This window comes from Arthrobacter sp. R3-55, from assembly GCF_054161505.1.
Genome location: NZ_CP096423.1, coordinates 1,893,628 through 1,906,892, shown reverse-complemented (window position 1 = coordinate 1,906,892; position 13,265 = coordinate 1,893,628). Strand labels below are relative to the sequence as shown.

Genomic DNA, 13,265 nt, shown 5'->3' with positions numbered 1-13,265 from the left:
GCGCTCTGGCTGCAGGGCGACCGCCCCGCAGAATTCTACTGGGCAGCCAAGCGCTCACAAGACCTGCCCGGCGCATCCGACCGGGCTGTTGATACCGAGATGTCGCACACGACGCGTTCACGACGGGCAGATACCCTGCCAGACCTGAGGCGCCGATGCATGCGCCTAAAGGAAGGTTGGACGTGGCTGCAGGAGAAGAGACCTCACACATCCTCAGCGGGTTGACTGCCCAGCTGCCTGATCGTGATCCGGAAGAGACCGCGGAGTGGATTGAGTCCCTTGATGCGTTGATCGCGGAGCAGGGTACCGAGCGTGCCCAGTACATTATGCGGAGTTTGTTGCAGCGTGCCGGCGCGAGGTCGGTGGGTGTGCCGATGGTGACGACCACTGATTATGTGAACACGATCCCGGTGGACCAGGAAGCAGAGTTCCCGGGGAACGAGGAGTTCGAGCGCCGGTACCGGGCGTATATGCGGTGGAACGCCGCGGTGATGGTCCACCGTGCGCAGCGCTCCGATATTGGTGTTGGCGGGCATATCTCCACCTATGCCGGTGCCGCGACCCTGTACGAGGTGGGCTTCAACCACTTCTTCCGCGGCAAGGACCACCCCAGCGGCGGGGACCAGGTATTTTTCCAGGGCCACGCTTCCCCTGGCATGTACGCCCGCGCGTTCATGGAAGGCCGCCTCACGGAAGAGGATTTGGACGGGTTCCGTCAGGAAAAGTCCAAGGCCGGCCATGCCCTGTCCTCGTACCCGCACCCACGGTTGATGCCTGATTTCTGGGAATTCCCGACCGTGTCGATGGGTATCGGCCCGATGAACGCGATCTACCAGGCCCAGTCCAACCGGTACCTGCAGAACCGTGGCATCAAAGACACCTCGGACCAGCAGGTCTGGGCGTTCCTCGGCGACGGGGAAATGGACGAGCCCGAGTCCCGTGGTTTGTTGCAGCTCGCCGCGAACGAGAACCTGGACAACCTGAACTTCGTGATCAACTGCAACCTCCAGCGCCTGGACGGACCGGTCCGCGGCAACGGCAAAATCATGCAGGAACTCGAAGCGTTCTTCCGCGGCGCGGGCTGGAACGTCATCAAGGTCGTCTGGGGCCGCGAATGGGATTCACTCCTGGAAAACGACCGGGACGGGGCGTTGGTGAAAATCATGAACGAAACCCCCGATGGTGACTACCAGACCTACAAGGCCGAGTCCGGCGGGTTCGTCCGTGAACACTTCTTCGGCAAGTCCCCGCAGACCAAAGACATGGTCGCGGACCTGGACGACGAACAGATCTGGGGCCTCAAACGAGGCGGCCACGATTACCGCAAGGTCTACGCCGCGTACAAGGCAGCAACCGAGTTCAAGGGCAAACCCACGGTCATCCTGGCCAAAACAGTCAAGGGCTACGGCCTGGGCCCGCACTTCGAAGGCCGCAACGCCACGCACCAGATGAAGAAACTGACCATGGAAGACCTCAAAGCCTTCCGTGACCACCTCCGCATCCCCATCAGCGATGAACAACTCGACGCTGACCTCTACCGGCCCCCGTACTACCACCCCGGCATGGACGCCCCCGAAATCCGATACCTGATGGACCGCCGGGCAGAACTTGGCGGGTTCGTCCCCGAACGCCGCCGCAAACACACCGAAGTAGTACTCCCGGACGCGAAGTCCTACGACGTAGCCAAACGCGGATCCGGGAAACAACAAGCCGCGACCACCATGGCCTTCGTCCGGCTCCTGAAGGACCTGATGCGGGATAAGAACTTCGGCGCACGCTTCGTGCCCGTCGTCCCGGACGAATCCCGGACCTTCGGCATGGACGCGTTCTTCCCGACCGCGAAAATCTACAACCCCAAAGGCCAGAACTACCTCTCCGTGGACCGCGACCTCGTCCTGGCCTACAAAGAATCCCCCGCCGGCCAACTGATCCACCCCGGCATCAACGAAGCCGGCGCCGTCGCAGCCTTCACCGCCGCGGGCACCGCGTACGCCACCCACGGCGAACCCCTGGTCCCGATCTACGTGTTCTACTCCATGTTCGGCTTCCAACGCACCGGCGATTCCTTCTGGGCCGCAGCAGACCAAATGACCCGCGGCTTCATCATCGGCGCCACCGCAGGACGGACCACCCTCACCGGCGAAGGACTCCAACACGCCGACGGACACTCCCCCATCCTGGCCTCCACCAACCCCGCCGTGAAAACCTACGACCCCGCCTACGGCTACGAAATCGGCCACATCATCCGCCACGGCCTCGAAGAAATGTACGGCCCCGACACTGACGGCACCGGTGAAGACCGGAACGTGATGTACTACCTCACCGTCTACAACGAACCCATCACCCAACCCGCGGAACCGGAAAACCTGGACATCAACGGGCTCCTCAAAGGCATCTACCGCCTCGCCGAAGCCCCCACCGGAGATGGGAACCGCCCCACCGCGAACATCCTCGCCTCCGGCGTCTCCGTACCCTGGGCCCTGGAAGCCGCCCGGATCCTCGCCGAAGACTGGGGAGTCGCCGCCGAGGTCTGGTCCGTGACCTCCTGGAACGAACTGAGACGCGACGGACTCGCCGCCGAAGAACACGCCTTCCTGAACCCCGGCCAACCCGCCCGCACCCCGTTCATCACCGAACAACTCGCAAACACCACCGGACCAGTCATCGCAGTCTCGGACTACATGAAAGCCGTCCCCGACCAAATCCGCCAATTCATCCCCAACGACTTCGCCTCCCTCGGAGCAGACGGCTTCGGCTTCTCCGACACCCGCCAAGCCGCACGCCGCTACTTCAAAAACGACACCCACTCCATCGTCGCCAAAACCCTCCAGCTCCTTGCCGCCAAGGGAGAAGTTGAAGACGGTGCCTTGGAGAAGGCGATCGAGAAGTACCGGCTCTTGGATGTGAACGCCGGCACCACCGGCGGCGCAGGCGGCGACGCCTAACCAACCGCCGGCAAGTCCCTGGACCTCACGGGTCCAAGGCCACGCCAGCGCCCCATGCAACGGCGGCTTCCACCGAAAGGTGGGGGCCGTCGTCGTGGTTTAACCTCGTGGCAGGAAGGCTGCCGGGCATGTGACCGGCAACAACGCAAGTTGTAGCCTTCTCACAAATGGAGCTTGCCCGGGATGGGCCGTATGCTCATTCCATGGCAGAGCCGAGCAAAACACCTTCCAAGCGCAAGGCAGCAACCCAGGCTTTGTCGCCGGAGAAGGCCGAAACTCTGCGTCAACTCCGTGCCAACGTGGGCCAATTGTCCACCAGCACCATGCGCCAGCTTGAGAAGTCGCTGCCCTGGTACACCCGTTTGAGCTCCGATGAGCGCTCGGCGCTGGGCCTGGTGGCCCAGAACGGAATCGCAGCGTTCGTGACGTGGTACGAGCGTCCCAGCTCGCCGTCGTGGATCCTCACGGATGTCTTCGGCAACGCCCCGACAGAACTGACGCGTTCGATCAGCCTGCAAAAAGCCCTGCAGCTGATCCGCATCGTCGTTGAGGTGGTGGAGGACCAGGTTCCGGTGATCGCCCCGGAATCGGACCAGCCCTCACTCCGTGAAGCAGTCCTGCGGTATTCGCGGGAGGTGGCTTTTGCAGCCGCGGACGTCTACGCCCGTGCGGCCGAGTCCCGCGGCTCATGGGATACCCGTCTTGAGGCGCTGATCGTGGATGCCATCCTTCGCGGTGAGAACACCGATGCCTTGCGCTCCAGGATCGCAGCCCTTGGCTGGAAAGCCCAGGAACGGTTCACTGTGATGGTGGGCAATTCGCCGTCGGAACCGAGCGCCAGTTACGTCAGTGAACTGCGCAGGACTGCCGGTCGTTTCGCCGAGGACGCCCTGGTGGGAATTCAGGGTGACCGACTCATCCTGATCCTTGGTGGCGTCCAGGACCGTGACACGGCCTACCTCAAGCTCAGCGAGCTTTTTGCCCCGGGCGCTGTGGTCTACGGCCCCGAGGCAGGGTCCCTGCTGGAGGCCAGCGGCTCGGCGCAGGCGGCATTCGCGGGGCTCACTGCCGCCCGCGCCTGGCCCTCTGCCCCGCGGCCTGTTGCGGCCGATGACCTCCTCCCGGAGCGAGTCGTCTCCGGTGATGACGCGGCACGCAGGTCCTTGATCAAGAACATTTACCGGCCACTGCTGGCTGCTTCCAACGGCTTGGTGGAGACCTTGGGGACATACCTTGAGCTGGGCCATTCCTTGGAGGCCACAGCCCGGGAATTGTTCGTCCATGCCAACACTGTGCGCTACCGTTTGAAGCGTGTCTGCGACGTCACGGGCTGGGATCCGCTCCTTCCCAGGGAGGCTTTCGTCCTCCAAACTGCCTTGGTGGTAGGCCGGCTTTCGGCCCAGCCCAAAGCCGCTCCCGAGCGTCATGCGTCGCGTTCACAGAACTGAACCGTTGTAGACTTCCTACAAACTGACCCAGTGAGCTTGGTGTACCAAAACACCAGTGGATCACGTGGCAATTTGGAAAGCTGGATACGTGCTTGCAATCGTCTGCCCTGGACAGGGCTCCCAGACCCCTGGATTTTTGGCCCCTTGGCTGGAACTCCCCTCCGTCGAAGGCCAACTGGCCCACCTGAGCGAGATCGCAGGCATTGACCTCAAGGCCCACGGCACCACCTCGGATGAAGAAACCATCAAGGACACCGCGGTGGCCCAGCCACTGATCGTTGCGGCGGGGCTTGTTGCTGCCAACTCGTTGTTCGACGTCGAGCTCAGCACGTTGCCAGTGATCCTCGCCGGGCATTCCGTTGGCGAAATCACCGCTTCCGCCTTGGCCGGAGTCCTGACTGAAGCCGAAGCCATGACCTTTGTACGTGAACGTGCCAACAGCATGGCCGCCGCGGCGGCCGTCACCCCCACGGGCATGAGTGCCGTGGTGGGCGGTGACCCTTCCGAGGTGCTGGCAGCCATTGAGGCCGCCGGCGCGACGCCCGCGAACGTCAATGGCGCCGGGCAAACCGTAGCCGCCGGCACCTTTGACCAGCTCAAGGCGCTGGCTGAGAATCCCCCGGCCAAGGCACGCGTGATTCCGCTCAAGGTTGCAGGTGCCTTCCACACCTCCCACATGGCTCCGGCCGTCAGCGCGCTTGAGGCCCTCAAGCCATCGCTTTCACCGCAAAACCCGGCCGTACCCCTGCTGTCCAACTACGACGGCAACGAAGTGACTGCCGGGCCCGCCGCCGTCGACAGCCTGATCGCCCAGGTTTCCCGCCCCGTCCGCTGGGACAAGTGCATGGAAACGCTGGTGGGACGAGGTGTCACGGGCGTCATCGAACTGGCTCCAGCCGGCACCCTCGCTGGACTCGCCAAGCGCGGCATGCCCGGCGTCAAGACGGTTGCCGTCAAAACCCCGGATGACCTGTCCGCGGCCCTGGCGCTCTTCGCAGAATTGGAGGGACAGGCATGAGCACCCCCGTGTTGAACAAGGCCGTTGTCAATGAGAATGCGCGCATCCTCGGCATCGGCGCCTACCGGCCGGATGTCATCGTCACCAACGAGGACGTCTGCCAGTGGATCGATTCCTCCGATGAATGGATCCGCCAGCGTACAGGCATCATCACCCGCCATCGCGCTGCCGCTGACGTCAGCGTCATTGACATGGCCGAAGGCGCAGCACGCGAAGCGCTTCAGCAGGCTGGCATCGACGCGTCCCAACTTGGCGCAGTGATCGTTTCCACGGTGACGCACCCTTACGCAACGCCGTCCGCTGCTGCTGCCCTTACCGAACGTTTGGGTGCGACGCCGGCACCGGCCTTTGACATCTCGGCCGCCTGCGCAGGGTACTGCTACGGCGTGGCCCAGGCTGACGCCCTGGTTCGTTCCGGTGCGGCGCAATACGTCCTGGTAGTCGGTGCGGAGAAGCTCTCCGACGTCATCGACAATCACGAACGCACAATCTCGTTCCTGCTCGGCGACGGTGCGGGGGCTGTGGTGGTGGGTCCGTCCGAAACTCCCGGCATCGGCCCTTCCGTGTGGGGCTCGGACGGCAGCAAGTGGGACGCCATTGGCATGACCCACTCCCTTGAGGACGTCAAGAAGCTAGGCGAATCCGCCCGGCACTCGGATGAAATCGACGATCCCGCAATTCTTTCGGCAACCCAGGATGTCTGGCCCACCCTGCGGCAGGACGGACAGACCGTGTTCCGCTGGGCCGTTTGGGAAATGGCCAAGGTAGCCCAGCAGGCACTGGATGCTGCGGGCATTGAAGCGAGCGACCTCGCCGCTTTTGTTCCGCACCAGGCAAATATGCGGATCATCGACGAGATGGTCAAGAAGCTCAAGCTTCCCGAATCCGTTGTCATCGGCCGCGACATCGCCCAGGCAGGTAATACCTCCGCTGCGTCCATCCCGCTGGCAACGCACCGCTTGCTTCAGGAGAACCCTGGGCTGAGCGGCGGCCTGGCCCTGCAGATCGGGTTCGGGGCCGGACTGGTCTTCGGCGCCCAGGTAGTGGTCCTGCCGTAGACCGGGACTTGTCCCGGATACCTCCAGCCAACTGAATACGACTTACAAACCCAAACCGTAACCCGCGGTTTGCCCCCTTTCCGGCAGTAGCCGGTACAACAAGAAAAGGAGCCAACAATGGCTAGCAACGAAGAGATCCTGGCCGGCCTGGCTGAAATCGTCAACGAAGAGACGGGCCTCGCCACCGAAGCCGTCGAGCTCGACAAGTCCTTCACCGAGGACCTGGACATCGACTCCATCTCCATGATGACCATCGTCGTCAACGCTGAAGAGAAGTTCGGCGTACGCATCCCGGACGAAGAGGTCAAGAACCTCAAGACCGTGGGCGACGCCGTCAGCTTCATCGCCAACGCACAGGCCTAGTCCTGACCCAGCTGTGCCGGGCCGGGATATCCATCCTCCAGGCCCGGCACAGCCGCAGTAACACCCAAAGATTTTATTGCCTCCCCTTGTGAATGCTGCAGGAGGGACGGCTATCCGACAGAGAGTGATCGCATGGCACGCAAAGTAGTCATAACCGGTCTGGGGGCCACCACTCCCATCGGCGGCGACGTCCCCACAATGTGGCAGAACGCGCTGAAAGGGGTCTCCGGCGCCCGCACGCTCGGTGACGAGTGGGTGGCCAAGTACGACCTCCCCGTTCACTTTGCTGCCCGGTGCTCGACGCCGGCACTTGAGGTCCTGAGCCGCGTAGAAGCCAAGCGCATGGACCCTTCCACGCAATTTGGTGTGATCGCAGCACGTGAAGCCTGGGCCGACGCCGGGATCGAAGAAATCGATCACGACCGTCTCGCAGTAGCCTTCGCTACCGGCATCGGCGGCGTCTGGACCCTTTTGGATGCATGGGACACCCTCAGGGACAAGGGACCGCGCCGCGTGTTGCCCATGACCGTTCCCATGCTCATGCCTAACGGCGTGGCGGCAGCAGTAAGCCTGGACCTCGGTGCCCGTGCCGGAGCCCACACCCCGGTTTCGGCCTGCGCCTCCGGTACTGAGGCCCTTCATCTGGGCCTGGACCTGATCCGCTCAGGCAAAGCAGACGTTGTGGTGTGCGGTGGCGCTGAAGCTGCCATCCACCCGATGCCTTTGGCAGCGTTCTCCTCCATGCAGGCACTCTCCCGCCGCAATGACGAGCCCGAGCGCGCCTCCCGCCCGTACGACACCGACCGCGACGGCTTCGTCATGGGTGAAGGTGCCGGAGCCTTGGTTCTGGAAGCCGAAGAGCACGCCCTTGCCCGTGGTGCCCGGATCTATGCAGAACTGGCCGGAACGTCCGTTACAGCGGATGCCTACCACATCACCGCACCGGACCCCGAAGGACTCGGTGCCACCCGTGCCCTGAAGGCCGCGATGTTTGATGGCCGTATCCAGGCCGAAGACGTCGTCCACGTCAACGCGCACGCTACTTCGACTCCAGTTGGTGACAAGCCCGAGTACACGGCCCTGCGTGCCGCCCTGGGGACCCATGTAGACAATGTGGCGGTCTCCGCCACCAAGTCGCAGATGGGCCACCTCCTGGGTGCGTCAGGGGCTGTTGAAGCTGTACTGACCGTGCTGGCCGTCTACGAGCGCAAGGCGCCAGTGACCATCAACCTCGAAAACCAGGATCCTGAGATCCCCCTCGACGTTGTGACCTCGGTCCGCGACCTGCCGTCCGGTGACATCGTGGCGCTGAGCAACTCCTTCGGCTTCGGCGGGCACAACGCCGTCATTGCTGTCAGGAACGTCTGAGGGTTAGCAGCGCCCCTGGCGAAAACGTAAGAAAGGGCCCCACCTGACGGTGGAGCCCTTTCTTATTGCTATGGGAGAAGCCTGCGCTCAGTCTTGCCTGGAAACGTCAGCGAAACTGACGCAGCGACGTGGTTTGGTACCGGTCCTCTAGCCGACTTGGTGCAGCCAGCGCACTGGGGCGCCCTCTGCCGCGTGGCGGAACGGTTCGAGTTCCTCGTCCCACGCTTCACCAAGCGCCAGGGACAACTCGTGGTAGACAGCTGAGGGATCGCCGGCGCCGGATTCATAGGCATAACGGATGCGGTCCTCTGTGACCATGATGTTGCCATGGACGTCCGTAACGGCATGGAAAATTCCGAGTTCCGGCGTATGGGACCAGCGGGCTCCGTCCACTCCCTGGCTCGGTTCTTCAGTGACCTCGTAGCGCAGATGCGCCCAACCCCGGAGGGCCGATGCCAACTGTGCCCCGGTACCGGGGGCGCCAGTCCATGACAACTCAGCCCGGAACATTCCAGGCGCAGCCGGTTGAGGGGTCCATTCAAGATCGGTCCGCTTATCCACGACCGATCCAATGGCCCACTCAACGTGCGGGCAAAGTGCCGTAGGGGCCGAGTGTACAAACAGGACACCGCGGGTTGTTGCAACAGACATTCCATCCTCCATAGCTGTAGGTACGTCTTCCCCAACGACCTCTGCCTGGATGTTTGCTGTTGCAGCCGGATGCCTTGAATTTCTTGGGCCCTGACTGGCTATTCAGTTTTTGTTGGTTGCTATTGACGATCTTGGCACAGAGATAACCCTCAACCGTGAATTGAAGGTTTCCCCGTGGTGCTCTTATTTTGCCGTACGGCGCCGGTTTCCGCCAGTGCGCCACCTGGACGGCCGAACTCAGGCTCTGGGATGCGCCTGCTGGTAACTCTTTCTCAGCCGATCCACGGACACGTGCGTGTAGATCTGCGTGGTCGCGAGGCTGCTGTGTCCAAGAATCTCCTGGACGGCGCGTAAGTCCGCTCCCCCGTCCAAAAGGTGGGTAGCTGCGCTGTGCCTGAGTGCGTGCGGTCCTGTGGCCGACGTGTCGCCCAAAGCCTGGAGCAGTTCGCTGACCACCGCCCGGATCTGACGCGGATCAACCCGGTTTCCCCGTACTCCCAGGAACAAAGCGGGCCCGCTCTTGGCTGTCACCAAGGTTGGCCGGCCCCGTCGGAGCCAATCGTCCACGGCCAATGCCGCCGGAACACCGAATGGCACGGTGCGCTCTTTGTTGCCCTTACCCAGCACCCGGAGCGTGCGTCTATCCGGATCAAGGTCATCGATGTCCAGGCCGGCGAGTTCCCCCACGCGGACTCCGGTGGCATACAAGAGTTCCACCATGGCCCGGTTGCGAACAGCCATGGGGCCTCCTTCTGCGGCTGCCGTGTTCAGGTCATCCACCATCCGGGTTACCTGCTGCTGCTGAAGGACTCCCGGCAGGGATTTGTCGCGCTTGGGTGCCTGCAGGCGGATGGCGGGGTCTGCAGCAATCAGTTCCTCCCTCAGTGCCCAAGCCGTGAAAGACCTGGCGGTCGCGGCCCGGCGGGCCAGCGTGGCCCTGGCCATGCCCGCTTCGCTCTGCGCGCCAAGCCAGCGACGCAGCGAACCCAGCTCGAGTTGGCCGAGCTCTTCGATACCTTCCTGCACCGCAAAACCGAGGAGGCTCTCCACATCTGCAAGATAAGCACGCACCGTATGTGCGGATCTGGCCCTCTCGCCCTCCAGGTATCGATGAAAGCCCTCCACAGCGGTGCGCATTGATGATGGCAGTGATTGTGCGTCCACATCTCCCACTGTGCCAGCATCCGGGACTCACAGGCCGCATCAACATGATTTCCCCGCCCTGCTCAGGCGTTTTTGGCCCGTTTCCAAGCACCCCGTTCCGAGTTGGCCAGGCCCATGAGCCCCAGCCGCCCAAGGCCGGCCCGCACAGCCTCTGGACTCAGCCCTGCCACCACTGTGAGCTTTTCCACGGACGTGGCGGCGCGGAGGGGTAGCGCATCAAGGAGAATGAGATCTTCCAAGGACAAGCCATCGTGTATGGCGGCATCGGCGCTCCTTTCCGCACTGGTGGATTCTCCGATGGCTCCGGCCAGCTCAGCGATCTCGCCCGCATCAGTGACACAGACGGCTCCCCCCTCTCGAAGCAATCGGTGGCAGCCCGCCGAGTTGGCGCTGTGAATGGACCCGGGAACCGTCGCAACGACCCTGCCGATCGATTCAGCATGATGTGCCGTGTTGAGCGCACCTGAACGCCACCGCGCTTCCACCACAACAGTGACGGACGCCAGGGCCGCAATGATCCTGTTCCTTTGCAGAAACCTATACCGTGTGGGCGCGGACCCAGGAGGAACTTCCGAGATGACAGCACCTTGGGTGGCTACAGCACGGAGCAGGTCATCATTGCCGGAAGGGTAAAAGCGGTCCACGCCTCCGGCCATCACGGCAATGGTAGGCAAGTCGGTTGTCCCGCCGCTGAGCGCCCCGCGGTGCGCATGCGCATCAATGCCATAGGCGCCCCCGGAAATCACCGTAAAGCCACGCTGCGCCAAGCCGTACGCGAAGTCTCCCGTGACGGAGGCGCCGTAGCTGGTGCTGTCCCTGGACCCCACCAAAGCAATGGTTCGCCGCGCTGGCGGCAGCGGCTGCTCCTGACCCCGCCACCACAGGCAGAGGGGTTCCTGCAGCCCAAGGTCCTGGAGTTGATCAGGCCACAATTCGTCTCCGGGAATGATCAAACGCCCACCCAGCCGGCGCATGGTTTCAAGGTCACGCTCCGGAGCCAGGTCCTTGACCCGTGGCGCCCATCGCCGGAGTGTGGCCGGAAGCCCGGCCCAGGTGGTTGGTCCCCCGGCTTCAACCAGCAGGGTGGAAATCTCCTGTTCCAAGGCGGGGCTTGTTGCGAGCTCTCCGGTGGCCACGCCCAAGGCGTCGACCGCTCCTAGGGCCCTTACCAGGGCAAGGCCCACCGAGTCCTGCGGCTCCATGAGCCGGGCAAGCGCAGCCCGGGCAATCCGTTCGTTGTCATGCAACCCCACTGCGGCCACTTTCTTGGTTCCTTTCGTGTCGATGTCCCTCATGTGGCAACCGCAGCTTGTCGAAGCCCCAGTGCTTGGCCGATGTGATCAACGGTGGGTGTCCCGCCGTGTCCCAGGTCTGCGAGTGTCCAGGCCAAGCGGAGAACGCGATCGTAGCCGCGCGCCGTCAGCATTCCGCGTTCCAGGGCGGTGTCAAGGATTCTTGTGGTCCCCGGCGGCAACCGAAGTTCGCCTCGCAAAATGCGGCCAGGAACCTGTGAGTTGGTTTCAAGTCCCAATCTCAGCAACCGATCCAGTTGGCTTGCCCTGGCTGCCAGCACACGTACCGCAACGGCGCCTGTGTCTTCTTCCTGCCCTCCTTGACCGAAATCGGCCAAGGACACCCGCTCAACCTGGAGCTGGATGTCCACGCGGTCCAACAACGGCCCGGACATTCTCCCGAAGTAGCGCCGCCTCATCATGGCTGTACAGGTGCAATCCATCCCTTTGCCGGAAGCCTTCCCGCACGGGCAAGGGTTCGCTGCAAGGACCAATTGGAAACGTGCAGGGTATGCTGCCGTTCCCGCCGAGCGGTGTATCACCAGTTCTCCGCTTTCCAAGGGTTGCCGGAGAGCGTCGAGCACCCGCCGTTCGAACTCCGGCGTCTCGTCCAGGAACAGAACTCCACGATGCGCCCGGGAGGCAGCACCCGGCCGTGGAAGTCCTGATCCGCCACCGATGATGGCCGCGGCCGTGGCGCTATGATGCGGACTCTCAAAGGGTGGCCTGCGAATCAGCCGCACGGCCGAAGTCTGCACAGCGGCCAACGAATGGATGGCCGTCACTTCCATGGCCGCGTTGTCTGCCAAATCCGGGAGCAATCCCGGCAAACGCTCCGCCAGCATTGTCTTTCCCGCACCCGGCGGCCCGGTCAGCAACATGTGGTGGCCCCCGGCTGCGGCGACTTCGAGCGCGCGTCGTGCCTCCCCTTGACCCGAAACGTCGCAAAGGTCCGGCACCATGAACGCCTCACCGTCATCGTCCCCGGGGGCGGAGGTGTCTGCGGGATCATAGTCGAGGGCCAACTCTTTGGGGTCTGCGCCGAAGTCGAACGCGAGCCTGGCCAGAGTCTTGTAGCCGCGGACGTTGGCGCCCGGCACCAGGGATGCTTCCGCGGCGTTTGCCTCAGCCACCACCACATCCGGATGCCCGGCTTGGACTGCCGCCATCACCGCCGGAAGTATCCCCCGCACCGGCCTCAACCTGCCGTCCAATCCCAGTTCCGCGATGAAAACCGTCCCACCGATGGACCGGACATCATTGGCAGCGCAAAGAACGGCCATGGTGATGGCCAGGTCGAAGCCGGAACCCCTTTTAGGAAGGGACGCCGGTATGAGATTCGCTGTGATCTTGCGCCGGCTCAAGGGAATCCCTGAGTTTTGAGCCGCGGACCTGATTCTTTCCTTCGCTTCATTCAGTGCGGCATCGGGCAGGCCCAGAATGACAAAGTTGGGAAGTGTTTGGCCGATGTCGGCTTCAACCTCCACGATGTACCCGTTGAGGCCCACCAGCGCAACGCAGTAGCTGCGTCCCACTCCCACTCAGCCCACACCCCGCAAGTGGTCAAGCTCAGGCCCGCCCGCGCCGTTGTCGATGACTGAGACGACATCGACACGTCTTCGGGGCGCTTTCAGCTCATGTTCCCGGCACCATGATGAAGCCAACCTGTGGAGCCGGGCCAACTTGGCAGAGCCCACCGCTTCAAAGGGATGACCGTAGTCCAGGCTCCGGCGGGTTTTGACTTCAACAACCACCAGGGTGTCGCCCTCGATCGCGACGATGTCGATTTCACCGTCTGCGCATCGCCAATTCCGATCAACGATCCGCATCCCCTGGTTTTCCAGGAAACCGGCCGCAAGTGCCTCGCCGTTCCGGCCCAGCAGGTCTTTTGCTCTCATGACCACCACCTCCGATGACCAGCTTTCCGTCTGGTGGCGGTAAGCGGCAGGGGCGCAGGA

General features: G+C 63.2%; 11 protein-coding genes. 6 read left to right on the top strand and 5 right to left on the bottom strand.

All coding sequences use genetic code 11. The features are described from left to right. Positions 1-155: 155 nt before the first annotated feature. The 6 genes from aceE (at position 156) to M1D51_RS08865 (ending at position 8,200) form a co-directional block, all read left to right on the top strand. Positions 156-2,945, top strand: a complete 2,790-nt coding sequence (aceE, locus tag M1D51_RS08890; RefSeq protein ID WP_458109243.1) for a pyruvate dehydrogenase (acetyl-transferring), homodimeric type — start codon at positions 156-158, stop codon at positions 2,943-2,945. 203 nt (positions 2,946-3,148) lie between these two features. Beyond that, the gene (locus M1D51_RS08885; RefSeq protein WP_172325198.1) at positions 3,149-4,393 is read left to right on the top strand and encodes a PucR family transcriptional regulator; all 1,245 of its coding nucleotides are present in this window, start codon (positions 3,149-3,151) and stop codon (positions 4,391-4,393) included. A gap of 88 nt (positions 4,394-4,481) precedes the next feature. Then, positions 4,482-5,411, top strand: coding sequence for an ACP S-malonyltransferase (locus M1D51_RS08880; RefSeq protein ID WP_458109242.1), 930 nt, complete (start codon positions 4,482-4,484; stop codon positions 5,409-5,411). Next, positions 5,408-6,469: a beta-ketoacyl-ACP synthase III gene (locus M1D51_RS08875; protein WP_458109241.1), complete on the top strand. Its 1,062-nt coding sequence runs from the start codon at positions 5,408-5,410 to the stop codon at positions 6,467-6,469. The genes M1D51_RS08880 and M1D51_RS08875 overlap by 4 nt, the downstream gene beginning before the upstream one ends. Before the next feature lie 117 nt (positions 6,470-6,586). Next, a complete protein-coding gene (locus tag M1D51_RS08870) occupies positions 6,587-6,832 on the top strand; it encodes an acyl carrier protein (RefSeq protein ID WP_011692310.1) in 246 nt (81 codons plus the stop codon). A gap of 132 nt (positions 6,833-6,964) precedes the next feature. Beyond that, on the top strand, positions 6,965-8,200 hold the full coding sequence (locus M1D51_RS08865; RefSeq protein WP_172325195.1) for a beta-ketoacyl-[acyl-carrier-protein] synthase family protein: 1,236 nt from the start codon (positions 6,965-6,967) through the stop codon (positions 8,198-8,200). Positions 8,201-8,347: 147 nt separating this feature from the next. Here the strand turns inward: M1D51_RS08865 and M1D51_RS08860 are convergent, their stop codons facing one another. The 5 genes from M1D51_RS08860 to M1D51_RS08840 all read right to left on the bottom strand — a co-directional run bounded on the left by M1D51_RS08860 (position 8,348) and on the right by M1D51_RS08840 (position 13,214). Then, positions 8,348-8,851, bottom strand: coding sequence for a DUF3145 domain-containing protein (locus M1D51_RS08860; RefSeq protein WP_018776197.1), 504 nt, complete (start codon positions 8,849-8,851; stop codon positions 8,348-8,350). Positions 8,852-9,088: 237 nt separating this feature from the next. Continuing rightward, positions 9,089-9,988 (bottom strand): tyrosine recombinase XerC, encoded by a 900-nt coding sequence (locus M1D51_RS08855; RefSeq protein WP_458109570.1) that lies wholly within the window; start codon positions 9,986-9,988, stop codon positions 9,089-9,091. Between the two features lie 89 nt (positions 9,989-10,077). Next, the gene (gene dprA, locus M1D51_RS08850) at positions 10,078-11,310 is read right to left on the bottom strand and encodes a DNA-processing protein DprA (protein ID WP_458109240.1); all 1,233 of its coding nucleotides are present in this window, start codon (positions 11,308-11,310) and stop codon (positions 10,078-10,080) included. Beyond that, positions 11,307-12,848, bottom strand: coding sequence for a YifB family Mg chelatase-like AAA ATPase (locus tag M1D51_RS08845; RefSeq protein ID WP_458109239.1), 1,542 nt, complete (start codon positions 12,846-12,848; stop codon positions 11,307-11,309). The genes dprA and M1D51_RS08845 overlap by 4 nt, the downstream gene beginning before the upstream one ends. Continuing rightward, positions 12,849-13,214, bottom strand: coding sequence for a YraN family protein (locus tag M1D51_RS08840; protein ID WP_458109238.1), 366 nt, complete (start codon positions 13,212-13,214; stop codon positions 12,849-12,851). It abuts the gene before it with no gap. Between the last annotated feature and the right edge of the window lie 51 nt (positions 13,215-13,265).

Bases quoted from the DNA above. Each gene is read 5' to 3' on its own strand.
- aceE (WP_458109243.1), top strand. From the start codon at position 156: ATGCATGCGCCTAAAGGAAGGTTGGACGTGGCTGCAGGAGAAGAGACC.
- M1D51_RS08885 (WP_172325198.1), top strand. From the start codon at position 3,149: ATGGCAGAGCCGAGCAAAACACCTTCCAAGCGCAAGGCAGCAACCCAG.
- M1D51_RS08875 (WP_458109241.1), top strand. From the start codon at position 5,408: ATGAGCACCCCCGTGTTGAACAAGGCCGTTGTCAATGAGAATGCGCGC.
- M1D51_RS08870 (WP_011692310.1), top strand. From the start codon at position 6,587: ATGGCTAGCAACGAAGAGATCCTGGCCGGCCTGGCTGAAATCGTCAAC.
- M1D51_RS08865 (WP_172325195.1), top strand. From the start codon at position 6,965: ATGGCACGCAAAGTAGTCATAACCGGTCTGGGGGCCACCACTCCCATC.
- M1D51_RS08860 (WP_018776197.1), bottom strand. From the start codon at position 8,851: ATGTCTGTTGCAACAACCCGCGGTGTCCTGTTTGTACACTCGGCCCCT.
- M1D51_RS08855 (WP_458109570.1), bottom strand. From the start codon at position 9,988: ATGCGCACCGCTGTGGAGGGCTTTCATCGATACCTGGAGGGCGAGAGG.
- dprA (WP_458109240.1), bottom strand. From the start codon at position 11,310: ATGAGGGACATCGACACGAAAGGAACCAAGAAAGTGGCCGCAGTGGGG.